This window comes from Streptomyces sp. a15 (assembly GCF_059026085.1).
Map to the genome: position 1 here is coordinate 15,719 of NZ_JBWLKM010000066.1, position 24,817 is coordinate 40,535.

23 protein-coding genes and 1 riboswitch are annotated in these 24,817 nt (G+C 72.5%); of the genes, 9 read left to right on the top strand and 14 right to left on the bottom strand.

Going from position 1 to position 24,817, the window contains the following annotated elements:
- The first annotated feature begins 117 nt into the window (after positions 1-117).
- Positions 118-1,692, top strand: coding sequence for an alkaline phosphatase D family protein (locus AC5P09_RS39305; RefSeq protein WP_493878489.1), 1,575 nt, complete (start codon positions 118-120; stop codon positions 1,690-1,692).
- Positions 1,693-1,801: 109 nt separating this feature from the next.
- Positions 1,802-3,235, top strand: a complete 1,434-nt coding sequence (locus AC5P09_RS39310; protein WP_493878490.1) for a GNAT family N-acetyltransferase — start codon at positions 1,802-1,804, stop codon at positions 3,233-3,235.
- On the opposite strand, the gene AC5P09_RS39315 is transcribed toward AC5P09_RS39310, so the two are convergent.
- Positions 3,213-4,451 (bottom strand): trans-sulfuration enzyme family protein, encoded by a 1,239-nt coding sequence (locus tag AC5P09_RS39315; RefSeq protein WP_493878491.1) that lies wholly within the window; start codon positions 4,449-4,451, stop codon positions 3,213-3,215. The genes AC5P09_RS39310 and AC5P09_RS39315 overlap by 23 nt on opposite strands.
- Before the next feature lie 60 nt (positions 4,452-4,511).
- Here AC5P09_RS39315 and AC5P09_RS39320 point away from each other — a divergent pair, with 60 nt between their 5' ends.
- Positions 4,512-5,006 (top strand): Lrp/AsnC family transcriptional regulator, encoded by a 495-nt coding sequence (locus AC5P09_RS39320; RefSeq protein WP_493878492.1) that lies wholly within the window; start codon positions 4,512-4,514, stop codon positions 5,004-5,006.
- Positions 5,007-5,039: 33 nt separating this feature from the next.
- Positions 5,040-6,731, top strand: a complete 1,692-nt coding sequence (locus AC5P09_RS39325; RefSeq protein ID WP_493878493.1) for a DUF885 domain-containing protein — start codon at positions 5,040-5,042, stop codon at positions 6,729-6,731.
- An 18-nt stretch (positions 6,732-6,749) separates the two neighbouring features.
- Here AC5P09_RS39325 and AC5P09_RS39330 read toward each other — a convergent pair whose 3' ends face one another.
- The 3 genes from AC5P09_RS39330 to AC5P09_RS39340 are packed head-to-tail and all read right to left on the bottom strand — an operon-like array spanning position 6,750 to position 8,692.
- Positions 6,750-7,595 (bottom strand): SDR family oxidoreductase, encoded by an 846-nt coding sequence (locus tag AC5P09_RS39330; RefSeq protein ID WP_493878494.1) that lies wholly within the window; start codon positions 7,593-7,595, stop codon positions 6,750-6,752.
- A 55-nt stretch (positions 7,596-7,650) separates the two neighbouring features.
- Positions 7,651-8,166: an immunity 21 family protein gene (locus tag AC5P09_RS39335; protein WP_266443586.1), complete on the bottom strand. Its 516-nt coding sequence runs from the start codon at positions 8,164-8,166 to the stop codon at positions 7,651-7,653.
- A 43-nt stretch (positions 8,167-8,209) separates the two neighbouring features.
- Positions 8,210-8,692 (bottom strand): rhodanese-like domain-containing protein, encoded by a 483-nt coding sequence (locus tag AC5P09_RS39340; RefSeq protein ID WP_493878495.1) that lies wholly within the window; start codon positions 8,690-8,692, stop codon positions 8,210-8,212.
- 123 nt (positions 8,693-8,815) lie between these two features.
- Between AC5P09_RS39340 and AC5P09_RS39345 the strand changes: the two genes are divergently transcribed.
- On the top strand, positions 8,816-9,262 hold the full coding sequence (locus AC5P09_RS39345) for an Lrp/AsnC family transcriptional regulator (protein ID WP_493878496.1): 447 nt from the start codon (positions 8,816-8,818) through the stop codon (positions 9,260-9,262).
- A gap of 2 nt (positions 9,263-9,264) precedes the next feature.
- On the opposite strand, the gene AC5P09_RS39350 is transcribed toward AC5P09_RS39345, so the two are convergent.
- From AC5P09_RS39350 to AC5P09_RS39360, 3 genes are all read right to left on the bottom strand, one after another.
- On the bottom strand, positions 9,265-12,258 hold the full coding sequence (locus AC5P09_RS39350; RefSeq protein WP_493878497.1) for an AAA family ATPase: 2,994 nt from the start codon (positions 12,256-12,258) through the stop codon (positions 9,265-9,267).
- Complete coding sequence (locus AC5P09_RS39355) at positions 12,255-13,418, bottom strand: exonuclease SbcCD subunit D (protein ID WP_493878498.1); 1,164 nt, start codon at positions 13,416-13,418, stop codon at positions 12,255-12,257. Before AC5P09_RS39355 ends, AC5P09_RS39350 begins: the two co-directional genes overlap by 4 nt.
- Before the next feature lie 338 nt (positions 13,419-13,756).
- On the bottom strand, positions 13,757-15,049 hold the full coding sequence (locus tag AC5P09_RS39360; RefSeq protein WP_493878499.1) for a multidrug effflux MFS transporter: 1,293 nt from the start codon (positions 15,047-15,049) through the stop codon (positions 13,757-13,759).
- 61 nt (positions 15,050-15,110) lie between these two features.
- Between AC5P09_RS39360 and AC5P09_RS39365 the strand changes: the two genes are divergently transcribed.
- Complete coding sequence (locus AC5P09_RS39365; protein WP_493878500.1) at positions 15,111-15,617, top strand: MarR family winged helix-turn-helix transcriptional regulator; 507 nt, start codon at positions 15,111-15,113, stop codon at positions 15,615-15,617.
- Positions 15,618-15,658: 41 nt separating this feature from the next.
- Here AC5P09_RS39365 and AC5P09_RS39370 read toward each other — a convergent pair whose 3' ends face one another.
- From AC5P09_RS39370 to AC5P09_RS39395, 6 genes are all read right to left on the bottom strand, one after another.
- Positions 15,659-16,285 carry a YigZ family protein gene (locus tag AC5P09_RS39370; RefSeq protein ID WP_493878501.1) on the bottom strand — a complete coding sequence of 209 codons (627 nt, stop codon included), beginning with the start codon at positions 16,283-16,285 and terminating at the stop codon, positions 15,659-15,661.
- 85 nt (positions 16,286-16,370) lie between these two features.
- A complete protein-coding gene (locus AC5P09_RS39375; RefSeq protein WP_493878502.1) occupies positions 16,371-16,913 on the bottom strand; it encodes a SixA phosphatase family protein in 543 nt (180 codons plus the stop codon).
- Complete coding sequence (locus tag AC5P09_RS39380; protein ID WP_493878503.1) at positions 16,910-17,635, bottom strand: hypothetical protein; 726 nt, start codon at positions 17,633-17,635, stop codon at positions 16,910-16,912. The genes AC5P09_RS39375 and AC5P09_RS39380 overlap by 4 nt, the downstream gene beginning before the upstream one ends.
- Positions 17,636-17,690: 55 nt before the next feature.
- Positions 17,691-18,440, bottom strand: a complete 750-nt coding sequence (locus AC5P09_RS39385) for an ABC transporter ATP-binding protein (protein WP_493878518.1) — start codon at positions 18,438-18,440, stop codon at positions 17,691-17,693.
- A 107-nt stretch (positions 18,441-18,547) separates the two neighbouring features.
- On the bottom strand, positions 18,548-19,561 hold the full coding sequence (locus tag AC5P09_RS39390; protein WP_493878504.1) for a FecCD family ABC transporter permease: 1,014 nt from the start codon (positions 19,559-19,561) through the stop codon (positions 18,548-18,550).
- Positions 19,558-20,574: an ABC transporter substrate-binding protein gene (locus AC5P09_RS39395; RefSeq protein WP_493878505.1), complete on the bottom strand. Its 1,017-nt coding sequence runs from the start codon at positions 20,572-20,574 to the stop codon at positions 19,558-19,560. The genes AC5P09_RS39390 and AC5P09_RS39395 overlap by 4 nt, the downstream gene beginning before the upstream one ends.
- A gap of 69 nt (positions 20,575-20,643) precedes the next feature.
- Positions 20,644-20,833, bottom strand: a riboswitch (cobalamin riboswitch).
- A gap of 74 nt (positions 20,834-20,907) precedes the next feature.
- Between AC5P09_RS39395 and AC5P09_RS39400 the strand changes: the two genes are divergently transcribed.
- The 3 genes from AC5P09_RS39400 to AC5P09_RS39410 all read left to right on the top strand — a co-directional run bounded on the left by AC5P09_RS39400 (position 20,908) and on the right by AC5P09_RS39410 (position 24,398).
- Positions 20,908-21,315 (top strand): CoA-binding protein, encoded by a 408-nt coding sequence (locus AC5P09_RS39400; RefSeq protein ID WP_493878506.1) that lies wholly within the window; start codon positions 20,908-20,910, stop codon positions 21,313-21,315.
- Positions 21,316-21,491: 176 nt separating this feature from the next.
- The gene (locus AC5P09_RS39405) at positions 21,492-23,132 is read left to right on the top strand and encodes an APC family permease (protein WP_493878507.1); all 1,641 of its coding nucleotides are present in this window, start codon (positions 21,492-21,494) and stop codon (positions 23,130-23,132) included.
- 48 nt (positions 23,133-23,180) lie between these two features.
- Positions 23,181-24,398 carry a 4-hydroxybenzoate 3-monooxygenase gene (locus tag AC5P09_RS39410; RefSeq protein ID WP_493878508.1) on the top strand — a complete coding sequence of 406 codons (1,218 nt, stop codon included), beginning with the start codon at positions 23,181-23,183 and terminating at the stop codon, positions 24,396-24,398.
- Positions 24,399-24,417: 19 nt separating this feature from the next.
- On the opposite strand, the gene AC5P09_RS39415 is transcribed toward AC5P09_RS39410, so the two are convergent.
- The gene (locus AC5P09_RS39415; RefSeq protein ID WP_493878509.1) at positions 24,418-24,777 is read right to left on the bottom strand and encodes an ArsR/SmtB family transcription factor; all 360 of its coding nucleotides are present in this window, start codon (positions 24,775-24,777) and stop codon (positions 24,418-24,420) included.
- Between the last annotated feature and the right edge of the window lie 40 nt (positions 24,778-24,817).

Genomic DNA, 24,817 nt, shown 5'->3' on the forward strand with positions numbered 1-24,817 from the left:
GCCGGGTCCCTTGTGGCGGCACGGTCAGTTGTTCACTTGTGGTTTCCATGGGCGCTGCGGCGTACGAGTAGGTGTGTCACTGCACACTGGCCGGAACCCGTCCCTGGAGGCGTATCCATGTCACACCGTCCCTTCCCGGGCCGCCGCAGCGTCCTGCGCGGCTCCCTGGCCGCATCCGCGGCCCTGACCCTGCCCGCCGCCGTCGGCGCGGCGCCGGCGTTCGCCCTGTCCGGGCGCCCCGGGGCGGGCTGGGGCGTCCAGACGGGAGACGTCACCTGCGACTCCGGCCTGGTGTGGGTGCGCTCCGACCGTCCGGCCCGGATGATCGTGGAGACCTCCGCCACCGAGTCGTTCCGCAACCCCCGCAGATGGCGTGGTCCGCTGCTCGGCGCGGACACGGACTTCACGGGGACGACCGCGCTGCGCGGACTGCCGGCGGGCGAGCAGATCCACTACCGGGTGCTGCTCGCCGACCCGGACGACCCGCGCCGCACCGGCGAGCCGGTGACCGGCACCTTCCGCACGGCGTCCGCGAAACGGCGCGACGGTGTGCGGTTCGTCTGGTCGGGCGACCTGGCCGGGCAGGGCTGGGGCATCAACCCGGAGTTCGGCGGCTACCGGATCTACGACGCGATGGCGAAGCTCGACCCGGACTTCTTCCTCTGCAGCGGCGACAACATCTACGCCGACGGCCCGCTCACCGAGACCGTGGCCCTGCCCGACGGGCGGACCTGGCGGAACATCACCACGGAGGAGAAGGCGAAGGTCGCCGAGACGCTCGCGGAGTTCCGCGGCAACTTCCGCTACAACCTGCTCGACGAGAACCTCAAGCGCTTCAACGCCCAGGTGCCGTCCATCATCCAGTGGGACGACCACGAGGTCACCAACAACTGGTATCCGGGCGAGATCCTCGCCGACGCCCGGTACACCGAGAAGAGCGTCGACGTCCTCGCCGCCCGCGCCCGGCAGGCCTTCTCCGAGTACTTCCCGATCTCGACGCTGCGCCGCCCCGACGGCCGGGTCTGCCGGGTGCAGAAGTACGGCCCGCTCCTCGACGTCTTCGTCCTGGACATGCGCACCTACCGCAACGCCAACTCGACGGACGACCAGGCCACCGACCCGCAGGGCATCCTCGGCCGGGAGCAGCTGGAGTGGCTCAAGCGCGAGCTGGCCCGCTCCCGTGCGGTGTGGAAGGTGATCGCCTCCGACATGCCGCTCGGCCTGGTCGTGCCGGACACCGGCGACGGCAGGCCGAACATCGAGGCGGTCGCGCAGGGCGACCCCGGCGCGCCGCTCGGCCGGGAGCTGCAGATCGCCGAGCTGCTGCGGTACATCAAGCACCGGCGGATCACCGGCACGGTCTGGCTGACGGCCGACGTCCACTACACCTCGGCCCAGCACTACGACCCCTCGCGGGCCGCGTTCAAGGACTTCGCGCCGTTCTGGGAGTTCGTCTCCGGGCCGCTCAACGCGGGCGCCTTCCCCGCGAACACGCTGGACGGCACCTTCGGCCCGGACCGGGTCTTCCTCAAGGCACCCACCACTGCCAATGTCTCTCCGGCCGGCGGGTACCAGTTCTTCGGCGAGGTGGACATCGACGGTGACAGCGGCGAGCTGACGGTACGGCTGCGGGAACAGGACGGCACCGTGTTGTTCACACAGGTGCTTCAGCCGGGCCAGGTGGGTCAGTAATGGCCACCAAAGAATCGTACAAAGAAAAATAAAAGGTACGGAACCACCTTTTACCGATCAGTCACAAAGCGTTCGTGATCACGCAACACCGGTCCTTCACAGTGGGTGCATGACTCGAAAAGTGTCCGATGTGACGCGCACCAAGAACGGTCGCCCCGTCCACCACTGGCGGCGCGACGTGGTCGAACTCGCTGCTCTGTTCACGGCCGTGGCGGTGGCGGACGCCGTGGCGAACCTGGTCGGGCACGGGCCCGACGGCCCGGAGCTGCTGCTGGTCTCGGCGATGGTCCTGGTCGCCACGGCGGGGTTCCACACATGGTGGTCACGCCGCCACGGTCACGCCCCTCCGACGGGCGATACAGGTGCCCGGCCGCTGCCCTTGGAGCAGCCGGCCGGGCCGTCCGACCGGGTGTCGGCGACGCCGGACCCGGTGGCCGGGGAGAGCACGCTGTGGCGGATGCGGACCACCGTGAAGGACGAGCCGGGCTCGCTGGCCGCCCTGTGCGCGGCCCTCGCCGGGCAGCGGGTCGACATCCTCAGCCTGCAGACGCACCCGCTGGCCGACGGCACGGTGGACGAGTTCCTGCTGCGTGCTCCCGGCGACCTCGCGGGCAGCGACATCACCCGGGCGGTCGCGCTGGCCGGCGGCAGTGACACCTGGATCGAGCGGGCGGACGCCCACGACCTGGTGGACGCGCCGACCCGGATGCTGGGCCTGGCCGCCCGTACGGCCCTGGACGCGGCGGAACTGCCGCTGGCCCTGCGCCAGTTGCTGGGCCGGTGCACCATCCGCTCGCTGCCCGCCAAGCCGGTGGCCGGCAGCGGCAACGGGCCGGAGGCCGTGCCGGCCGAAGGGGTGCTGGAGGACACCGTGATGCGGCTTCGGGCGCCGGAAGGCGGAGTGATCACCGTGGAGCGGCCGTACCTGCCGTTCACCCCGACGGAGTTCGCGCGGGTGCGGGCGCTGGTGGAGCTGGACGCTCGGCTCGGTCCGCGGGTGCCGCGCAGCCATGACGTGCTGACGCTGCCCGAGGGCAGCGACATCACCGTGCGCCGGGCCGACGCGGACGACCTGGAGGCCGCGAAGGCGATGCACGAGCGGTGCTCGCCGCGCACCCTCGGCATGCGGTACCACGGTCCGATCGGTGACGCCGACCACTACCTCAACCACCTGCTCAGCCCGCGCTTCGGGCGGACGCTCGCCGTGCAGACCGCCTCCGGACGCGTCGTCGGCCTCGGCCATCTGCTGTGGGACGGGGACGAGACGGAGGTCGCCCTCCTCATCGAGGACGCCTGGCAGCGGCGCGGCATCGGCAGCGAGTTGCTCCGCAGGTTGGTGGGGATGGCTGTCGAGGCGGGCTGCGAGAGTGTGTACGCCGTGACGCAGTCGTCCAACACCGGGATGGTCGCCGCGATGCGCGGGTTGGGGCTCCCCCTCGACTACCAGATCGAGGAGGGGACCCTGGTCATCACGGCCCGTCTGGAGACTCCGCTGGGAGCGTCGGAGGGCACCGTGGGGGTTACGAGGGCCGAGGCGCCGTAGGGGCTACGGGGGCGCTGGCGGCTGCGGGTTCTCTGTGGCTGGTCGCGCCCGCGCGGCGGAGCCGCACATGTTCCGGCCCCGCGCCCCTGTCGGGGCGCGCCAGCGCGGCGTCCAGATCAGCCCACAGGTCCTCCACGTCCTCCAAGCCCACCGACAGCCGCAGCAGCCGGTCGCTCACCCCCGCGCCCCGGCGGTCCTCGGCGTCCACGATGCGGTGGCTGATGGACGCCGGGTGCTGGATGAGGGTGTCGACGCTGCCGAGGCTCACGGCCGGGGTGATCAGGCGGACGCCGCCGATGACCTCGTGCGGGTCGCCGTACACCTCGAAGGCGATCATCGCGCCGCCGATGCGCGGATAGTGGACGCGGCCGACGCGCGGGTCGGCGGTCAGACGCCGGGCGAGTTCGGCGGCGTTCGCGGACGCGGCCCGTACCCGTACCGGCAGGGTCGCGAGCCCGCGCAGCAGCAGGTAGCCGGCCAGGGGATGGAGCACGCCGCCCGTGGCGAACCGGACCTGCCGCAGCCGCCCGGCGAACTCCTCGTCGCAGGCCACCACCCCCGCCATGACGTCCCCGTGCCCGCCGAGGTACTTGGTGGCGCTGTGCAGCACCAGCCGCGCGCCGTGCTCGGCCGGGCGTTGCAGGACGGGCGTGGCGAACGTGTTGTCGGCGAGCAGCGGCACCGAGCCGCAGGCGTGGGCGACGGCCCTCAGGTCCAGCTCGGCGAGCGTGGGATTGGCCGGGGACTCCACCATCACCAGGCCGGTTTCGGGCCGCAGCGCGTCCGCGATCCCGGCCGGGTCGGTCCAGGTCACCTCGGAGCCGAGCAGCCCCGCGGTCAGCAGGTGGTCGCTGCAGCCGTACAGGGGGCGTACGGCCACCACGTGCCGCAGGCCCAGGGACGACCGTACGAGCAGGACGGCGCTCAGGGCGGCCATCCCGCTGGCGAAGGCGACCGCGGCCTCGGTGCCCTCCAGCCGGGCGAGGGCGGTCTCGAAGCGGGCGACGGTCGGGTTGCCGAGCCGCCCGTACACGGGCGGGCCGTCCGGCTCGGCGCCCGTGGTCGCGAAGGCGTCGATGCGGGCGGCCTCGCCGCGGCTGTCGTACGAGGGGTAGGTCGTGGACAGGTCGATCGGCGGGGCGTGCAGGCCCTGCCGGGCGAGGTCGTCACGGCCTGCGTGGACGGCCTCGGTTGCCAGTGCTCGCGGTGAGTCCATGGACGGAAGGGTGAACACGGAACGGGCCGGAGGGATCATGCCCCGTGTTACGTTCGGCCCATGGCCGAATCTGTCGTACTGGATCCGGTGGACCTGCATCTGCTGCGCCTGCTGCAGAACGACGCCCGGACCACCTACCGGGACCTCGCCGCGCAGGTCGGGGTCGCGCCGTCGACCTGTCTGGACCGGGTCACCCGGCTGCGCCGCGCGGGCGTCATCCTCGGCCATCAGCTCCGGCTCGACCCGGCCAAGCTGGGCCGGGGCCTTCAGGCGCTGCTGTCCGTGCAGGTCCGGCCGCACCGGCGGGAGTTGGTGGGGCCGTTCGTGGAGCGGATCCGGGCGCTGCCGGAGTCCCGGACCGTCTTCCATCTCACCGGCCCGGACGACTACCTCGTCCATGTGGCCGTCGCGGACATGACCGACCTGCAGCGCCTGGTCCTCGACGAGTTCACGTCCCGGCGCGAAGTGGCCCGCGTGGAGACCCGGTTGATCTTCCAGCAGTGGGACTGCGGGCCCCTCCTGCCGCCCGATACGCCCTCGGCTCAATCCGGGTGACGTGCGGCGACACCTCGTACGAGGATGGTCCCCATGTCTGACACCAAGAGCCCGCTGCCCCGTGAGGTCGCCGACGCCTATGTCGACGAGCTCATCGCCCTCGACCCGGTGACCGGTACGTATCTCGGCGTGAAGGAGAGTTCGAGCCGGCTGCCCGACCTCTCGCCCGCGGGCCAGGAGGCGCTCGCGGAACTCCAACGGACGACACTGGCCAGGCTCGACGAGGCCGAGCGGCAGCCCGGTGCGGACAGTGACATCGAACGCCGGTGTGCGCGGCTGCTGCGGGAGCGGCTCGGCGCGGAGCTCGCCGTGCACGAGGCGGACGAGGGGCTGCGCACCGTGGGCAACCTGGCCACGCCCGCGCACTCGGTGCGGGACATCTTCACGGTCACGCCGACGGAGACCGACGAGGACTGGGCGGCCGTCGCAGAGCGACTGCGCGCGGTGCCGACCGCGCTGGCGGGCTACCGCGAGTCCCTCACACTGGGCCTGGAGCGCAAGCTGTACGCGGCCCCGCGGCCGACGGCCACCTTCGTCGAGCAGCTCACCGAGTGGACGGACACCAACGGCGAGGGACGCGGCTGGTTCGAGGACTTCGCGTCGGCGGGCCCCGACTCGCTGCGCACCGAGCTCGACGAGGCCGCCCGCGCGGCGACCGCGGCCGTGGCCGGGCTGCGGGACTGGATGCGCGAGGTGTACGTACCGACCATCGAGGGCGCCCCGAACACGGTGGGCCGGGAGCGCTACGCCCGCTGGTCGCGCTACTTCAACGGCACCGATCTCGACCTGGACGAGGCGTACGCGTACGGCTGGGCCGAGTACCACCGGCTGCTCGCCGAGATGAAGAAGGAGGCCGAGAAGATCCTGCCCGGCGCCGGGACGCCGTGGGTGGCGCTCGCCCACCTCGACGAGCACGGCAAGCACATCGAGGGCGTCGACGAAGTCCGCGACTGGTTGCAGGGCCTGATGGACCAGGCCATCGAGACGCTCGACGGCACGCACTTCGAACTCGCCGAGCGGGTACGGAAGGTGGAGTCCCGGATCGCCCCGCCCGGCGGCGCCGCGGCCCCGTACTACACGCCGCCGTCGGAGGACTTCTCGCGCCCGGGCCGCACCTGGCTGCCGACGATGGGCCAGACCCGCTTCCCGGTCTACGACCTCGTCTCGACCTGGTACCACGAGGGCGTCCCCGGGCATCACCTCCAGCTCGCGCAGTGGGTGCACGTCGCCGGGAGCCTCTCCCGTTACCAGGCCTCCATCGGCATGGTGAGCGCCAACGCGGAGGGCTGGGCGCTGTACGCGGAGCGGCTGATGGACGAACTCGGCTTCCTCACGGACGCGGAGCAGCGGCTCGGCTATCTCGACGCGCAGATGATGCGGGCCGCCCGCGTCATCGTCGACATCGGCATGCACCTGGAGCTGGAGATCCCGGCGGACTCCCCCTTCCACCCGGGCGAGCGCTGGACTCCGGAGCTGGCGCAGGAGTTCTTCGGCGCGCACAGCAGCCGCCCGGCGGACTTCGTGGAGAGCGAGCTGACCCGCTATCTGACGATCCCGGGGCAGGCGATCGGCTACAAGCTCGGCGAGCGGGCCTGGCTGCTGGGCCGCGAGAACGCCCGCCGGCGGCATGGCGACGCCTTCGACCTCAAGTCCTGGCACATGGCGGCTCTTTCACAGGGCTCGCTGGGTCTGGACGACCTGGTGGACGAGTTGTCACAGCTCTGATCTTTCAAAGACCGCAGATCAGCGCCGGAAGCCGCCCTCCGAGTCGATCACGTTGCCGGTGACCCAGCCCGCCTCGTCCGTCGCGAGCCACGCGATGAGGCGGGCGGGGTCGTCGGGCATGCCCCAGCGGCCGCCCGGGAACATCGCGGCGACGGTGTCGTACGCCTCTCCGGTCAGGTAATCCGTGTCCACGGGGCCGGGGTTGACGGTGTTCACCGTGACCGCGTGCTCGGCGAGCGTGGTCGACAGGGAGCGGGTGATCGAGGCGAGGGCGCCCTTCTGGAGGGCGTACGCCATCTCACCGGGCATGCCGGAGCCGTGGTCCTGGCCGGAGGTCATCATGACCACCCGGCCGCCCGGGGTGCGCGACGGCAGCTCGGCCCGCAGCCGGGCATAGGCCTGCACGAGCAGCAGCACCGAGCGGGTGTCGATCGCCCAGTGGGCGTCGAGCATCGCGGCGTCGATCGTGTCGAGGGTGCCGTCGGAGCCGCTGAGGGCGTGGTTGGCGACGAGGATGTCGAGTCGTCCGCCGAGTGCCGAGGCGGCGGTGGCGATCAGCTCGGCGGGAGCGGCCGGGTCGGCGAGGTCACCGGGGCCCGAGACGACCCGGGCGTCCGGGTCGCCCAGCACCTCGCGCACGGAGGCGGCGACCTCCTCGGGCCGGTCGGCGCCCCAGGGCATCTCCTCGTCGTGCGGGACGTGATGGTGCAGATAGACGCTCGCCCCGTACGCGGCGAGCCGCCGTGCCACCGCGTGCCCGATGCCGGCCCGTCGGCTGGCACCGGTGACCAGGGCGGTACGGCCGCGCAGGGGCAGCGGGTCGCGGCGCAGTTCTTCGGTGGTGGGGTGTGGGAGTCGAGGCATACCGATCAGGATGGGCGGCGGCCCGGCGGTGCCGCACCTCGATTTCCGAGGCGGGTCAGTCCGGCAGCCGCCGCAGCTGTACGAGCCCCAGCCATGTCTCGGGGCCGGGCTGCACATGGGCCGCGCGCACGGCGTACCGGCCGGGATCGAGGACGACCCTCACGTGCTCGGTGCGTGCGGAGTCGGTGCCGGGCCAGGCCGCGTCGAACAGGAGCACCGCGCCGGGCACGTTCCAGCGGACCTCCGTCTCCCACGCGGCCGCGTCGAGCGCCTTCGGGACCTCCGCGAGGAGCGCGGCCTCGGAGTCGGCCGCGGACCACCGCACGAAGGTGTGGTGTTCCGGGAGAAAGGTGGTGGAGGCGGGCTCGTCGCCGAAGACCAGCGCGGCGCTGTCCCCGACGGGCAGCAGGCCGATGAATCCGTCCACCTCGCACGCCCGGTCGTAGTCGGACGCCGTCTCGTCCCCGTCGGCCCCGGCCCAGAAGGGCAGGACCGTCTCCGGCACCGCTATGAGCGGACCGCCGCCCGACTCGACCCACTCCACCGTGCCCGGCTCCGCGTATCGCACCATGCGCCAGAACCTACACGCCCGCGCGGCCCGCCGAACTCCGGCCTCAGCAGCCGCAGTTCGCGGCGCCCACCGGCGCCGTCAGCGGGTCGGCGTCGCGCCGCCCGCGGCTCTCCCAGGTCTCGAACTCGAAGCCCTCGCGCACCCAGTACTCGAAGCCGCCGAGCATCTCCTTGACCTGGTAACCGAGTTCGGCGAGGACGAGCGCGGCCCGGGTGGCGCCGTTGCAGCCGGGTCCCCAGCAGTACGTCACGACCGGTACGGACTTGTCGAGGAGCTGCTCGGCCTGCTCGGGGATGAGCGCGGTCGGGAGGTGGACCGCGCCCGGGACGTGGCCCTGGTCCCAGGACTCGGTGGAGCGGGAGTCGAGGACGACGAAGCCGGGGTCGCCGCCGGCCGCGAGCACGGCTGCCACGTCGGACACGTCGGCGTGGAAGACGAGGCTCGCGCGGAAGTAGGCGGCGGCCTCGGCCGGGGCGGCGGGGGCGACCCGCAGGACGGGGTTGTCGATGGCGGTCGTGGTGGTCATGTCGAGGCCCTTCCATGGTCGTGCCGGATGACCAGAAATCTACGGCCGGTGATCCATGACCGGAAGGGGCATTCCACGGCACCGGCCTTGCTCTGCCGGGGATTCCCCTGCTATTCCTCGGGCATGACCGTGTATTCCCCGGACGCCACCGACTGGCGCATTCTCGATGTCCTCCAGCGGGAGGGCCGGGCCAGTTTCGCCGAGCTGGCCCGAGCCGTGTCCATGTCGCCGAGCGCGGTGACCGAGCGGGTCCGCCGGCTGGAGGAGGCGGGCGTCATCAAGGGGTATGCGGCCGTCGTGGATCCCGAGCGGCTCGGCCTGCCGATCCTGGCGTTCGTCCGCCTGCGCTACCCGAACGGCAACTACAACCCCTTCCACGACCTGGTCGCGGCGACGCCGGAGATCCTGGAGGCGCACCATGTGACGGGCGACGACTGCTTCGTCATCAAGGTCACGGCCAGTTCGATGCGCCATCTGGAAGAGGTGTCGGGCAAGATCGGCACCCTGGGCTCGGTGACCACGAGCGTCGTGTACTCCTCGCCGCTGCCGAGGCGCCCGCTGGGACGGTGAGGTCAGCCGACCCCGCGCTGCCGCAGCACCGACCCCGAGCGCCCCTTCACGATCTCCAGCTGGGCGTGGATGCGCCGTCGCAGGTCGGCGACGTGGCTGACGATGCCGACGCTGCGGTCGCGTTCGCGCAGGGAGTCGAGGACGTCGAGGACCTCGTCGAGGGTCTGGTCGTCGAGACTGCCGAAGCCCTCGTCGATGAAGAGCGTGTCCAGGCGGACCCCGCCCGCCTCGTCGGTGACGACGTCCGCGAGGCCGAGGGCCAGGGCGAGCGAGGCGAAGAAGGTCTCGCCGCCGGACAGCGTCGCCGTGTCGCGCTCGCGGCCGGTCCAGGCGTCGACGACGTGCAGCCCGAGGCCGCTGCGTCCGCGGCCGCTGCGGTCGTCGGAGTGGACGAGGGTGTAGCGGCCGGACGACATGCGCTGCAGCCGTACGGTCGCGGCGGCGGCCACCTGTTCCAGCCGGGCCGCCAGCACGTACGCCTCCAGGCGCATCTTGCGTTCGTTGTCCGACGAGGTGCCCGCGGCGAGACCGGCCAGGCGGGCCACCCGGTCGTACTCGTCACGCAGCGGCGCGAGGCGTCGTACCGACGTGGTCGCTCGCGTGGACAGCCGGTCGAGTTCGGTGCAGCGGCGGGCCGCCGCGTCGCGCGCGGAGGCCGCGTCGCGGAGGCGCTGGGCCGCGGCGGCCGCGGTCCGCTCCGCCGCGGTGAGGTCGGCGGGCGGCTGCTGGGCGGCGGCCGCGGTGTCGGTCTCGGCGAGGACGGCGCGTACGGCGGCCTCCTCGGACTGCCAGGCGTCCAGCCTGCGTTGCAGCTCGCGGTGGTCCGCCTCGTCGAGGAGGGCGGCGGCCGCGGCCTGCGGGGTGTCGAAGCCGGCCCGGAAGGCGGCGTCGGCGAGGCGGGCGTCGGCGTCCTTGAGGCGCTGTGCGGTGTCCTCGGCGGCGCGCGCGGTGTCGGCGGCGTCGGTGAGCAGCGCGACCCGCCGCTCCAGCTGCGCGGCCCGCGCGGCGACGCTCTCGGCGGTGCCGCGTGCCTGGTTCAGCTCGGTGTCCAGGGCGGTCTGTTCCCGGTCGAGCGCCTCCCGGCGCGTCGTACGGGACGCCGCGCGCACCTCCGCCTCCTGGCGCACGGTGGAGCGGCGTTCGCGCTCCCGCTCGGCCTGCCGCAGTGCCTCGCTCGCGGCGTGCAGTCCGGAGGCGAGGTCGCGGGCCTCGGCGTACTGGCGCTCCAACTCCTCGAATTCCTCCGCGAGTCGGTCGGTCGGGATGTCGCCGGCCTCCGCCTCGGCCGCGGCCAGCGCCCGGTGCACGAGGCCCAGGCGCTCCGCCTCCTGGGCACGCTGCTCCTCCACCCGCTGAAAGTCCGCCAGCGCCCGTTCCTCCGCCGCGCGGTCGACGTGTCCGGCGTCCTTGCGCGCGGGCGCGGGGTGGACACCGGAACCGCAGACGGCGCACGGCTCGCCGTCCTTCAGCTCCGCGGCGAGTTCGGCGGCGATTGAGTCGAGGCGCTGTTCCTTGACGTCCAGCCAGTGGGCGCGGGCCTGCTGCGCGCGTTCCGTCAGGGCGAGCACCTGTCGCTGAGCGGCTTCCACGTCGTGAGCGAGCTCGTCGCGCTGGCGGGCGGCCCTCAGCCGTCGTCCGGCCGGATCGCGCCGCCCGGACAGCTGCTCGGCTCGCGTCGCCGCTTCCTGAGCCGCGTCCACACGCGCCTGAAGCCCCGCGCGCCGCTCGTCCCAACCGGCCAGCCAGCTTTCGGCCTCCCGTCGGACGTCCTCGTCGTCCCGCTCCTGACGCTCCAACTCGGCTCGCTCTTCGCGGAGTTCGGCGAGCCGGCGTTCCCCACGCCGCGCCGACTCCAGGCCGCCCAGCTCCTCGGCTGCCCGGCGCGCGGCGGCGGCGAGTCCGGCGGCACCGGCGTCCCTGAAGGTCTCGGGAAGAAGCCCACGCGCGCGTGCCTCGGCGGCAGCCGCCCGCCGGTGTTCGGCGTCGGCGGCCTCCCGCAGGTCCAACGCCGGGGCCACCGCCTCCGCCTTGCGGGCCCGCTCCATGCGCGCCTGTGCCTGCCGGTACGCGTCGGACCGCTCCTCCAGCAGCGCGGCCCGCTCCCGCGCCTCGGTGAACCGCCGCTGCAACCGGGCCAGTTCGCGTACGTCGGCCAGGGCGCGGTCGGCCGACGCGTGGGCGGACTCGGCGGCCGTGAGACGGCAGTGGGCGATCGTCAGGTGCTCGCGGGCGATGCTCCGGGCGACGGCGGCCGCGCACAGGACGGCGTCGGCGAGGCCCGGTTCGCCCGGTGCCAGGTCCGGCAGCTCCATGGCGGCACCGGCCGCCTGCTGCATGCGGTGCGCGTCGGCCAGCAACTCGGAGTCACCCTCGCGCACTTGGGCCTCGGTCGCGCGCCGGCGTTCGGCGAGCCGCTTCTCGACCTCGGCGAAGCGGTGGGTGTCGAAGAGGCGTCCGAGCAGCCTGCCGCGGGCTTCGGCGTCGGCGCGCAGGAAGCGCGCGAAGTCGCCCTGGGGCAGCAGCACGACCTGGCAGAACTGCTCGCGGCTCATGCCGAGCAGCTGGGTGATCTCCTCGCCGATCTCCTGGTGGGAGCGGCTGAGGTCCTTCCAGGCGCCGGCCGCCGCGTCGTACTCGCGCAGCCAGCTCTGGGCCTTGTCGAGGGTCGTGCCCGAGCCGCGCTTCTTGGGCCGCTCCCACGGCGGCTGCCGGGTGACCTCCAACCGGCGTTCGGCGACGGTGAGTTCGAGGCGTACCTCGGTGCGGGTACCGGCCGCGGCGTGGTCGCTGCGCAGCGTCATGCCCTGGCCGGACTGCCGGGCGCCCGGCACGGTGCCGTACAGCGCGTAGCACACGGCGTCCAGGACGGAGGTCTTGCCGGCGCCGGTCGGCCCGTGCAGCAGGAAGAGCCCGGCGGTGGACAACTCGTCGAAGTCGACGGTCTGGGACCCGCCGAAGGGCCCGAACGCGGTGATCTCCAGCTGATGCAGCCTCACCTCGCCACCTCCCGCACGGCCTCGTCCGCACGCGCCGCGTCGAACGCGTCCCGCAGCACCCGCTGCTCGCGCTCGTCGGGTCCGGCGCCGCGCACATGGGCCACGAAGTCCTCCGCGATCTGCTGGTCGGTGCGCCCGGCGAGCCGCTTGGCGTACGACACGGCCGGGTCGTCCGGCGTCCGCTCGGGGTCGAAGGCGAGGCTGAGCGTGTGCGGGAACCGCTCGCTGATCCGGGCCATGGGGTCGGCGGGCCGCACCGCGTCGGTGAGGGTCGCCTCGACCCAGGCCTCCTCGTGCCGGGCGAGGTCCGGATCGGCGAGCAGATCCTCCAGGGTTCCCCGGATGCGGGCCAGCGCGCGTGGCACCGGGCAGTCGACGCGCTCGGCGGTGACCGCGCCGTCGGCGTCCAGGTCGACGAGCCACATGCTCTTGCGGTGCTCGGCCTCCGAGAAGGAGTACGGCAGCGGGGAGCCGGAGTAGCGCACGCGCTCGGTGATGGTCTGACAGCCGTGCAGGTGGCCGAGGGCCACGTAGTCGACGTCGTCGAAGACACCGGCGGGCACGGCGGCCACTCCGCCCACGGTGATGTCCCGTTCGCTGTCGCTGGCCTCGCCGCCGGTGACGAAGGCGTGCGCGAGGACGACGGAGCGGGTGCCACGCGCGCGCGTGGCGAGGTCCGCGCGGACGCGGTCCATGGCGGCGGCCAGCACCGCCTCGTGTCCGGCCCTGTCCACCCCGAACTCGTCCTTCACCAGGGCGGGTTCGAGATACGGCAGCCCGTAGAAGGCCACGTCACCATGGGCGTCGCAGAGCATCACCGGCGTCCCGCACGCCGACGGCTCGGTCCGCAGATGGATGCCCGCGCGGTCGATGAGGCCGGCGCCCACGCCCAGTCGGCGGGCCGAGTCGTGGTTCCCGGAGATCATCACCGTGGGCACGCCGAGCTCGGCGAGTCGGTGCAGGGCGTCGTCGAACAGCTCGACCGCGGAGAGCGGCGGCACCGCGCGGTCGTACACGTCTCCCGACACGACCACCGCGTCCACACCGCGCTCCCGCACGGTAGCGACGACGTGGCCGAAGAACTCGGCCTGGGCACCGAGCATGTTCACCCGGTGGAAGGCCCGGCCGAGATGCCAGTCGGAAGTGTGCAGCAGTCTCACAAACCCACTCCGAACCGCATATCTCCCCCTGCTCCGCCCCTGGAACCAGCACGAACCAACACAAGCTCGCCGTCAGCAGCAACCACGCTAACGCCTGTCGGCACCTGATCCACCACGAACCTCGGCCTGCCACCCGCATCCGACACAGATGGCAGGGAATGTCCTTGATGTGCAGATTGGCGAAGTGGCCGAGGGGATCGGTGAGATGCCGACGACCGGGCCTCAAGGCGAACGAACCGTGACATCGGACAGGCGGCGCACCCATGCCGGTCTGCCTACGGACGAGGAACAGCCGCTCCCCGCCCGAGGGTTCGCCCGCGCTGTCGCCGGCCGGCCGGTCAGGCCGTCCGGCGCTCCGGTTCCCCGTGCCCCTGCCAGAACCGTGCGAGGCCGACGAGGGCGACTCCCGCCGCGGCCACGGAGGTCAGCATGATCAGGGCCATCGGGAGCGAGGTGTCCTCTCCGAAGAGGCCGACCAGCGGCGCGGCGAGGGCGCCGAAGAAGAACTGGAGTCCGCCGAGGAGTGCGGAGGCGGCGCCCGGGGCGGTCCGGCCGACGGCCTGACCGATGCTCATACCGGCCGGGAAGACCAGGCCGATCCCGGCGACCGTCACGAAGAGGGTGACCCAGGTGCCCGCCAGCGTCTCGCCCACGGACACGACCAGCAGGACCTGCCCCAGTGCACCCAGCCCGGAGACGCCGACGCCGGCCGCGAGCAGGGTGTTCAGCCGTACGCCCCGCCCGGCCAGCCGGGCGAAGACGGCTCCGGCGGCCAGCATGCCGACCGCGTTGGTGGCGAAGATGAGGGAGTACGTCGTCGACGACACGCCGTGCAGGTTCTCGAAGACGAAGCTGGAGCCGCTGATGTAGGCGAACAGCGCCGCCGCGACAAGGGCGATGACGAGGACGTACCCCATGAACTCCCGGCGGCCGAGCAGCGCCCCCATGGCGTGGAACGTGCTCGCGAACCCACCGGTGTGACGCCGCTCCGGCGGCAGGGACTCCGGCACGGCCCGTACGACGGCGAGCAGCAGCAGGACGCCCAGCACGGTCAGTACGGCGAACACCGCGCGCCAGGTGGACACGGCCAGGACCGCTCCGCCGAGCACCGGCGCGGCGATCGGGGCCACCCCCATGACCTGGGAGAGGACCGCGAAGTAGCGGGGCAGTTCGGCGCCGTGGAAGCGGTCGGTGAGCACGGCCCGGGCGAGGACCATGCCCGCCGCGCCGGCCACGCCCTGCAGGAAGCGGGCACCGGTCAGCAGGGTGACGTTCGGGGCGAGGGCACAGAGGACGGAGAAGAGCACGAAGCCGGCCGACCCGGATATGAGCAGTCTGCGGCGGCCGAGCCCGTCGCTGAGCGGACCGATGACCAGCTGCCCGACGACGAGGCCGGCGAGGAACGCGGCCATCGTGAGCTGCACGGCCGAGCTGCTCGCACCGAGGGCGTCGCCCATGGCCGGGAAGCCGGGGACGTACATGTCGGTCGCGAGCGGGGCGACCGCGGTGAGAGCGCCGAGGACGGTGACGAGGGCGGCCGTACGCCCGGCGGGGGCGGGGGCGGGGGCGGGGGCTGTGGCGGCTGTGGCGGCGGACTTCGGGGTGGTACGGGAGGGGGACGGGGATACCATGAGCGCAACGATAACCAATAGTTCACTGGTTAACAAACAAACTGCCGAGAAGGCGAGCCGCATGCCCTTCCCCGCCAACATCCGCGCCCAGTGGTCCCGGCACAACCCCGGCCTCGACACGTCCCCGATGGATCTGGTGGCCCTCCTCAAACGCGCCACCGGCCTCCTCGACCGCGCCGTCGAGCCCCTCTACGAGGGCGCCCCCCTCACCGCGCCCGAGGTCGACATGCTCATCCCGCTGCGCCACGCCACCGACCCGGTCATCGCCCGCCGGCTGGCCACGAACCTGGGTCTGTCCCGCGCGGGCGTCAGCAAGACCCTCGCCAAGCTGGAGAAGCGCGGGTTCATCTCCCGGGCCCCGAACCCCGCCGACCGCCGGGCCGCGCTGGTCACCATCACGCCCGCGGGCGCCCAGGCCGTCGATGACCTCTTCCCCCGCCAGCTCGCCGCCGAGGTGGAGCTGCTGGCCGGGCTCGGGGAGGACCGGGAGTGGGTGCTCAAGGCGCTGGGGCGGCTGGTGGAGGCGATGGAGGCGCACACGTCGGCGCGGTCCGCGGTCGACTCCTGAAAGTCACGCGCCCCCTGAGGCTCACGAGTCCCCTCCTGGGCTCACGCGTCCCCGTACGCCTCCCCGCCCAGGTCGAACCCGGCCGTCCCCGCGGTGGCGTCCGCGAGCCAGGCCCGGAAGGCCTCGACGTCCGTGTCCGGCAGGCCGATCTCGATCGTGACCGCCTCGCCGTAGCGCACGTCGCGGACCTCGCGGCCGGTCGCGCGCAGGTCGTTCTGGATCTTGCCGGCGCGCTGGTGGTCGAGTGTCACCGTGGCCAGCCGGAAGCGGCGGCGGGTGATCGTGCCGACGGCGTCCAGGGCCTCGCCGACCGCTCCGCCGTACGCCCGGATCAGGCCGCCCGCGCCGAGCTTGACGCCGCCGTAGTAGCGGGTGACGACGGCGACGACGTACCGCATGTCGCGGCGCAGCAGCATCTGGAGCATGGGGACGCCGGCGGTGCCGCCGGGTTCGCCGTCGTCGCCGGCCTTCTGGATCGCGGCGTCGGCGCCGATGACGTACGCGAAGCAGTTGTGCGTGGCGTCCGCGTGCTCCTTGCGGATGCCCGCGACGAAGGCCTGGGCCTCCTGCTCGATGGCCGCCGGGGCGAGGGCGCACAGGAAGCGGGAGCGGTTGACCTCGGTCTCGTGCACGCCCGCGCGGGCGACGGTGCGGTACTCGTCCGGCATCCGGCCACCCTATGCGCAGCGATCCGCCTCCCGGTCTTCGGCGGTCTTGCGGTCACTTCTCGCGCGCGCCACGTCCCTGTCCCGGTCACTTCTTCTTGCCGCGCGCCACGATCACATCCGTGAGCAGGGCCGTGCCCGGGGCGAGGTCCTGCCAGTCGGTGCCTCGCCAGGCGAGGACGGCGATCGCCGAGGTCGGGAACTTCAGCCGGACCTCGTCCAGCGCGTGGTCGAGGCTGTCCCCGGCGAGGGCGAGGACCAGTTCCTCCAGGCCGGGGTTGTGCCCGACGAGCAGCAGTGTGTCGACCTCGGCGGGCACCTCGTGCACGACGGCCAGCAGCTCGGGCACGTCCGCCGCGTACACCCGCGCGTCGTGCCGCACCGGCGGCGGGGTGCCCCACTGCGCGGAGGCCAGCTCCCAGGTCTGCCGGGCGCGTACGGCGGTGGAGCACACGGCGAGGTCCGGCAGCAGGTCGGCGTCGGCGAGGGCCCGGCCCGCGGCCGGGGCGTCCCGGCGGCCGCGCGGGGCGAGGGGGCGTTCGTGGTCGGGGACGCCGTCCGGCCAGGCGGACTTGGCGTGCCGCAGGACGACCAGATGCCGCAGCGGACCGGCTCCCGCCCGCGCGATCACGGCGTCGATCCCACGTCACGGGTGAGTTCGACACCGAGCAGCCGGTCGGCGTAGGCGTACGTCTCGAAGCGGGCGCCCTCCGGCAGGTCCGAGGTCTCGACCGACTTGAGGACCCGCAGCACCGCGCACACGTCCAGGTCGTCCTCCCAGGCGGTACGGAGCTGCGCGCGCACCTCCTCGGGGATCGCCCGCGAGGGCCTGCGCGCCCAGTCGGCGACCGCGCGGCGCCACCGTGCGAGGGTCTCGCCGGCCTCCCCCAGAGCATCCGCGTCGAGCCGCACGGGCTCGTTGCGGCGTTTGGAGAGCAGCGCCAGGCGTACGACGGCGGGGTCGGCGCCCTCCGGGAGTGCGGCCGGCGCCTGCTCCACGGGGGCGACGGTGATACGGACGCCGTCGGGGGCGGGCCCGCTGTCCGCCACCACGTGGATGACCTGGGCCTCCCCCAGCCCCGCCGAGACGTCCCGGCTGTCCTCGAACGGCCGGATGCCGAGGGCCGCCGCGGCCGCCCGCAGTTCCGCCTGCTGCCGCTGCTCCCCGGTCAGCAGTGCCCAGACGGGCGTGCCGCCGAGTTCGAGGGCCCGGAACAGGACGTCGGCGACGAGCAGCACACGCAGGGCGGTCGTGTCGTTGCCCTCCGTATGGACATGGACACGGGTCAGCCCCCGGCGGGCGGGAGCGGCTTCGGCGGGCTCGCCGGTACGGGCGTCGATGATGCGGAGCACGGGGTGAGCGTAGGCGTGCGGCGAGGACCGCGCCACCGTCGGCCCGAACACGCGTTCAGACCAGCGTGCCCAGAAAGCGCACATAGGGCCGCTCCCCCGGCCCCTCCCGGGTCACCGCGGCCCGCACCCCGTACACCTCGGCGATGAGCCGCTCGGTCAGAACGTCACCCGGCGTGCCGCCCGCCACGACCCGGCCCGTGTGCAGGACGAGCACCTGGTCGCAGTACATCGCCGCGAGGTTGAGGTCGTGCAGGGCGACGACGGTGGTGACCGGGAGGGCGGTGACCAGGGCCAGGAGGTCGAGCTGGTGGTGGATGTCGAGGTGGTTGGTGGGTTCGTCGAGGAGGAGTTCGCGGGGTTCCTGGGCGAGCGCGCGGGCGATCTGCACCCGCTGGCGTTCACCGCCGGACAGGGTGTGCCAGGGCTGGTCGGCGCGGTCGGTGAGTCCGGCGCGTTCCAGGGCGGCGCGCACGGCCCGCTCGTCGTGCGCGGAGGCGGGCGTCCAGGCGCGGCGGTGCGGGACGCGCCCGAGCCGTACGACGTCCAGGACCGTCAACTCGACCTGAGTGTCCGCCTGTTGCTCGACCACGGCGAGGCGCCGGGCGACCTCGCGACGGGGCAGCGCGGGCAGTGCGGTGCCGTCGAGCGTGACGACACCGGTGCTCGGGGCGAGCAGGCCCGCCAGCAGCCGCAGCAGCGTGGACTTTCCGGAGCCGTTGGGGCCGAGGAGGCCGACGGTCGAGCCCTGCTCGGGGGCGAGGGTGACGCCGTCGAGGATGAGCCGGCCGTCGGCGCGGCGGCTCACACGGTCGGCGTGGAGGCCGGTGGCTTCGGCGTGGCGGCCGGTGGCTGTGGCGTGGAGGCCCGTGGTTGTGGCGGCGGGCGCCTCGGACTCGGTGGGCGAGGTCTCCTTCACCGCACCCTCCGCGTCCGGTACAGCACCGCCACGAAGGCCGGTACTCCGATCAGGGACGTCACGACGCCCACCGGCACCTCCTGCGGGTCGAGGACCGTGCGGGCCAGCGTGTCGACCCACACCAGGAAGACCGCCCCGGCCAGCGCGGTGACCGGCAGCAGCCGGGCGTGGCCCGGGCCGACCAGGGCGCGGGCGGCGTGCGGCAGCACCAGGCCGACGAAGCCGATGGCCCCGGCCGAGCTGACCAGCGCGGCCGTGAGCAGGGCCGTGACGCACAGCAGCACCAGACGGGTACGGGCCACCGACACCCCGAGGGCGGCCGCCGCGTCCTGCCCGAAGGCGAAGGCGTCGAGGGTGCGGGCGTACGACAGGCACACCACCAGCGCCACGGCCAGGACGGCGAGGCATATCCATACGTCGGTCCAGCCCGCCCCGCCGAGCGAGCCGAGGAGCCAGAAGAGGACGCCCCGGGTGGTCTCCGCGTCGGCGGCCGTCATCACGACGAACGAGGTCAGCGCGGAGAAGAGCTGCATGACGGCGACGCCCGCGAGGACCACCAGGTCGGTGCTCCCGCCGAGCGTGTGGCTGAGGAACAGCACAAGCGCGAACGACACCAGGGCACCGAGGAACGCGCCCACCGGGACGGACAGCGCGCCCCCGCCGACGCCCAGCACGACCACCAGCACGGCCCCGGTCGACGCACCCGAGGACACTCCGAGGACGAACGGGTCGGCGAGCGGGTTGCGCAGCAGCGACTGCATCACCGCGCCGCACACGGCGAGTCCGGCGCCGCACACGGCCGCGAGGAGCGTGCGCGGCAGCCGGAGCTGCCACACGATGCCGTCCCGGATGGGCGTCAACTCCGAGGAGCCGAGGCCGAGATGGGCCGCGACGACCGACCACACGTCGGCGACCCGCAGGTCGGCCGGGCCGATGGTGATGGCGACGGCCAGGGAGCCGCACAGCAGGACCGTCCCGACCACCCCGAGCAGGACCGCCCGGGCGGTCACTTCACGAGTCCGAACTCGCGCAGCCCCGCCGCGACCCGCTCCACGCCCTCGATCGTGCGGATGGTCGGGTTCATGGCCTGCCCGCTGAGCAGGACGTACCGCTTGTGCCGGACGGCGGTCATGTTCCTGGTGACCGGATCGGACTCCAGGAAGGCGATCTTCTTCTCGGCCGACTCGGCGGTCTGCGACCTGCGGGTGAGGTCGCCGATGACGAGGACGTCGGGGTCGCGGTCGGCGACCGTCTCCCAGTTGATCTGCGGCCATTCGTCGTGCGTGTCGTCGAAGACGTTCTTCGCGCCGAGCGCGCGGGTGACGACGCCGGGAGCGCCGCAGCAGCCCGCCATGTAGGGCGACTCGGAGTTGGCGAACCAGTACAGGAGGGTCACGTCGGAGGCGTCGATGCCCGAAGTGGCCTTCGCCATCCGCGCCTTGAGCTCTGCGACGAGTTCCTCTCCCCGTTCCTTCACCCCGAACACGGCGGCCAGGTCCCGGACTTCGCCGTAGACGGTCTCGGCGGTCAGGGGATCGGTCCGTGCGCCGTCCCCGTCGCCGGAGTTGTCCTTGCCGGCGCAGTCGGACGGGGAGACGTAGGTGGGCACGCCGAGCTTCTCGAACTGGTCCCGGGTGGCGACGCCGCCCTTGCCCAGCGTGGAGACGAAGGAGGCGGCGACGAAGTCCGGTTCGGCGTCCAGGACCCGTTCGAAGGAGGGGTTGTTGTCGGCGATCCGCGCCACCTTCGCGTTCTCCTTCTCCAGCCCCTTCATCACGGGGTCGGTCCAGGTCGCCGTGCCCGCCATACGGTCGGCGAGCCCGAGGGAGAGCATGATCTCGGTGGTGCCCTGGTTGAGGGAGACGGCCCGTTCGGGCGGGGCCTCGACGCGTACCGTACGGCCGCAGTTGTCGAGGCTGACGGCAGCCGTCGTGGCGGAGGTGCCGACGTCGCCGCAGCCGGCCAGGAACAGGGAGCCGGCTACGAACAGGGCGGAGGGACGGGCAAGACGTGCTGTCTGCACGGAAGTTGGTCCTCGATCGTCGAGGGCTCGAACGCGGAGCCCGGTCGTACGGTGCTCCCCCGCCGTACGTCACCGCGGGGGCCGCCAGCAGGTCTTCGGACTCGGGATCATCCGGTCGGGGCGCCTTCCCAGACGACATTCGAGTCGTCCAGTGGCCGAGGCCCCGCCCGTCACCCTCACCGCTGCGCGTCAGCTCCGGATTCGCACCGGATTCCCTGACCCACGTCTCATGGGTTCGACTGGCCTCGGCAAGCTATCACGGTGGGGAATCGCCGATCGCGGTGCGCTGTTGTGCGAGAGGTCAGGGCATACGCGACCCCAAGGAGACCCACGGTGTACGGCGACGAGGCAACAGTCCGCAAGATCCTCACCGGGCTCGGCGACACCTGGGCCGTGGTCGGCCTGTCGTCGAACCGGCAGCGCGCCGCGTACGGCGTGGCCGAGGTGCTCCAGCGTTACGGCAAGCGGGTCGTGCCCGTGCATCCCAAGGCGGAGACGGTGCACGGGGAGCGGGGGTACGCCTCGCTCGCGGACATCCCCTTCGACGTGGACGTCGTGGACGTGTTCGTGAACAGCGACCTCGCCGGGGCCGTCGCCGACGAGGCGGTGGCGAAGGGCGCGCAGGCGGTCTGGTTCCAGCTCGGGGTCGTCGACGAGGCGGCGTACGACCGCACTCGGGCCGCGGGCCTGGAGATGGTGATGGACCGCTGCCCGGCGATCGAGATTCCCCGCCTGGGCTGACGGATCCAGTTGTCATACAGGTTTCCGTTGCGTCCGTAATTCCTGAAACGCTGTCCAGGAAATCCCCGTACGCCAGTCAAAATTCGACAACCACCTTCAGCGGAACAGCGCTTGATTCCTAATCTGAGGCCTCTTGCATGGTGAATGCATCTCCTTTATGAGAGGCCCCCTAAGAAATGGTAAGCGTTGACCAAGCCGCCCCGGAGGACAGCAGGGGCCCGGGCGGCGGCCTGCGGCGGGACGTCGGACTGATCGGGCTCATGTGGGCGTCGGTCGGTTCCATCATCGGATCCGGCTGGCTCTACGGAGCGGAAAAAGCGGTTACCGCGGCCGGTCCCGCGGCGGTCATTTCCTGGGTGATCGGCGCGGTGGCCATCGTCCTGCTGGCTCTCGTGCACGCGGAACTCGGCGGCATGTTCCCGGTCGCGGGCGGCACCGCACGATATCCGCACTACGCGTTCGGCGGCCTGGCCGGCATGTCCTTCGGCTGGTTCTCCTGGCTGCAGGCGGCGACCGTGGCACCGATCGAGGTCGAGGCCATGATCGGCTATGCGGGGCACTGGTCCTGGGCCCGGGGTCTCGAACACAGTGACCAGACGCTGACGGCCTCGGGCCTCGTCACCGCCGTCTTCCTGATGGCCGTCTTCGTCACGGTCAACTTCTTCGGCGTCCGCGCCCTGGCACACACCAACAGCGCGGCCACCTGGTGGAAGATCGCCGTTCCGTTGGGCGCCATCTTCGTCATCGCCGCGGGCAACTTCCACCCGGGCAACTTCACCTCGGAGGGCTTCGCCCCGCTGGGCGCCAAGGGCGTGCTGAGCGCGATCAGCGGCAGCGGCATCATCTTCGCCCTGCTGGGTTTCGAGCAGGCGATCCAACTGGCGGGCGAGAGCCGCAATCCGAAGCGGGACCTGCCGCGGGCCACTCTCGGCTCGGTCGCGATCGGTGCCGTCATCTACGTCCTGCTGCAGATCGTGTTCATCGGCGCGCTGCCGCACAGCTCCTTCGCACACGGCTGGGCCGAGCTCGACTTCCCCGGCATCAGAGGCCCGTGGGCGGGACTCGCGACCCTGGTGGGCCTGGGCTGGCTGAGTGTGGTGCTGTACGTCGACGCGGTGATCTCACCCGGCGGCACCGGCCTGATCTACACCACCGCGACCTCCCGCGTCTCCTACGGCCTGGCCAAGAACGGGTACGCGCCGAAGGTCTTCGCCCGCACCGACAGGCGGGGCGTGCCCTGGTTCGGCCTGATCGTCTCCTTCGTGACCGGCGTGGTCTGCTTCCTGCCCTTCCCGAGCTGGCAGGAGCTGGTCGGCTTCATCACCTCGGCGAGCGTCCTGATGTACGCGGGCGCCCCGCTGGCGTACGGCGTCTTCGCCGACCGGCTGCCGCACCACGAGCGCCCGTACCGGCTGCCCGCCGGCAAGGTGCTCTCGCCGCTGTCGTTCGTGGTGGCCAACCTCATCATCTACTGGGCCGGCTGGGACACCCTGTGGCGGCTGGGCATCGCGATCGTCCTCGGCTACGTACTCCTGGGCGGCTACGCCTGGTTCGCCACCGCCACCGGCCGCCCCGACGCGCCCCGGATGGACTTCAGGGCCGCCCAGTGGCTGCCGGTCTACCTGCTGGGCATGGGCGTCATCTCCGCGGAGGGCGGCTTCGGCGGACAGGGCAACATCGGTCTGTGGTGGGACATCCTGGTCATCGCGGTCTTCTCCCTGGTCGTCTACTACTGGGCGCGGGCCTCCGCCTCCCGGCCCGAGGAGATCGAGCGCAGCATCGACGAGGTGGTCGTCACGGACGCACCCGCACACTGAGCCGCACGACCGCTCCCCGCCCGCGCCAAGCACCCACATAATGTTCGGGTGACCTCCACTCCCCACCCCAACTCCGGTGCCCCGCAACGCTTTCCGGTCGTCATCGTGGGCGCCGGGCCCGCCGGCCTCACCATCGGCAACATCCTGCGGGCCGCCGGCGTCGACTGCCTCGTCATCGAGTCGGAGACACGCGAGTTCATCGAGCAGCGGCCCCGGGCGGGCGTCATCGAGGAGTGGGCCGTGCGCGGCCTCCAGCAGCGCGGTCTCGCGGACACCCTGCTGGAGCGGGCGCAGCTGCACACCGAGTGCGAGTTCCGCTTCGGCCAGGAGCGCTTCCGCTTCTCCTACATCGAACTGACGGGTACTCACCACTTCGTCTATCCCCAGCCGTTGCTGGTGACGGACCTGGTGCGCGAGTACGCGGACATGCGGGGCGGGGCGGCCCGGTTCGGCGTCCGGGACGTCCAGTTGCACGACCTCGACACGGCCAACCCCTCGGTGTCGTACCTCTCGGCCGAGACGGGCGAGCGCGAGGTCGTCGCGTGCGACTTCGTCGCGGGCTGCGACGGGGCCCGCGGGGTGACCCGTACCGTCCTGCCCGAGCACGCGCACATCTCCCGGCACGACTACGGCATCGGCTGGCTGGCCCTGCTCGCCGAGGCGCCGCCGTCCAACGACTGTGTCGTGTTCGGCATCCACCCCGACGGCTTCGCCGGCCACATGGCCCGCAGTCCCGAGGTGACCCGCTACTACCTGGAGTGTCCGCCCGGCGACGACCCGGAGAACTGGTCGCACGAACGCGTCTGGTCACAGCTCCGGGAGCGCCTCGCGGCGACGGACGCCGGCCCGCTCATCGAGGGGCGGCTGATCGAGAAGCGCGTCCTGGACATGCACAGCTCGGTCGTCGAACCCATGGTGTTCGGCCGTCTCTTCCTCGCCGGGGACGCCGCCCACCTCACCGCGCCCATCGCCGCGAAGGGCATGAACCTGGCCCTGCACGACGCCTTCCTCCTCGGTGACGCCCTCGTCGGCTACCTGGCCAAGGGCGACGAGACCGGCCTGGACGGCTATTCGGAGGCGTGTCTGCGACGGGTGTGGGACTACCAGGAGTTCTCGCAGTGGCTCTCCGAGGTGTACCACGGCACCTCGTCGGGCGACGCGTATCGCGCGGGCACCACCTTCGCCCGGCTCCGCCGCCTGTTCACCTCGCCCGCCGCCGCGGCGGCCTTCGCCGAGCAGTACCTGGGTACCGCCACCGCCTACTGAACCGGACCCGCCGCGTCCGTCAGTCGTGCAGCGGCCGGTCACTGAGCCGGTGGTCCGCCACGTTCAGCGCCTCGTCCACCAGCCGGCGCAGATGGCCGTCGCGCAGCGAGTAGATCACCCGGCGGCCCTCCTTGCGCGTGTTCACCAGCCCGGCCAGCCGCAGCCGCGCCAGATGCTGGCTGACGGCCGGCCGCGCCGCCCCGCACGCCTCCGTGAGCGTGGTGACATCGGCCTCCCCCGCGGTCAGCGCGTACAGCAGGGTGAGCCGGGTGCGGTCGCCGAGCAGGGCGAGCAGCTCGGCCGCGAGCGCGAACTGTTCCTCGCCCGGGGTGCGCGAGTGCGCATCGGTCGCAGGTGATAGGTGCATGCGTGCGCTCATACGCACATAATGGCCTGGTGGGCGTCGCGCGTCCACTCCC

Bases quoted from the DNA above. Each gene is read 5' to 3' on its own strand.
- AC5P09_RS39325 (WP_493878493.1), top strand. From the start codon at position 5,040: ATGTCTGACACCAAGAGCCCGCTGCCCCGTGAGGTCGCCGACGCCTAT.
- AC5P09_RS39310 (WP_493878490.1), top strand. From the start codon at position 1,802: ATGACTCGAAAAGTGTCCGATGTGACGCGCACCAAGAACGGTCGCCCC.
- AC5P09_RS39340 (WP_493878495.1), bottom strand. From the start codon at position 8,692: ATGACCACCACGACCGCCATCGACAACCCCGTCCTGCGGGTCGCCCCC.
- AC5P09_RS39320 (WP_493878492.1), top strand. From the start codon at position 4,512: ATGGCCGAATCTGTCGTACTGGATCCGGTGGACCTGCATCTGCTGCGC.
- AC5P09_RS39365 (WP_493878500.1), top strand. From the start codon at position 15,111: ATGCCCTTCCCCGCCAACATCCGCGCCCAGTGGTCCCGGCACAACCCC.
- AC5P09_RS39305 (WP_493878489.1), top strand. From the start codon at position 118: ATGTCACACCGTCCCTTCCCGGGCCGCCGCAGCGTCCTGCGCGGCTCC.
- AC5P09_RS39335 (WP_266443586.1), bottom strand. From the start codon at position 8,166: ATGGTGCGATACGCGGAGCCGGGCACGGTGGAGTGGGTCGAGTCGGGC.
- AC5P09_RS39345 (WP_493878496.1), top strand. From the start codon at position 8,816: ATGACCGTGTATTCCCCGGACGCCACCGACTGGCGCATTCTCGATGTC.
- AC5P09_RS39370 (WP_493878501.1), bottom strand. From the start codon at position 16,285: ATGCCGGACGAGTACCGCACCGTCGCCCGCGCGGGCGTGCACGAGACC.
- AC5P09_RS39330 (WP_493878494.1), bottom strand. From the start codon at position 7,595: ATGCCTCGACTCCCACACCCCACCACCGAAGAACTGCGCCGCGACCCG.
- AC5P09_RS39360 (WP_493878499.1), bottom strand. From the start codon at position 15,049: ATGGTATCCCCGTCCCCCTCCCGTACCACCCCGAAGTCCGCCGCCACA.
- AC5P09_RS39315 (WP_493878491.1), bottom strand. From the start codon at position 4,451: ATGGACTCACCGCGAGCACTGGCAACCGAGGCCGTCCACGCAGGCCGT.
- AC5P09_RS39415 (WP_493878509.1), bottom strand. From the start codon at position 24,777: ATGAGCGCACGCATGCACCTATCACCTGCGACCGATGCGCACTCGCGC.
- AC5P09_RS39405 (WP_493878507.1), top strand. From the start codon at position 21,492: ATGGTAAGCGTTGACCAAGCCGCCCCGGAGGACAGCAGGGGCCCGGGC.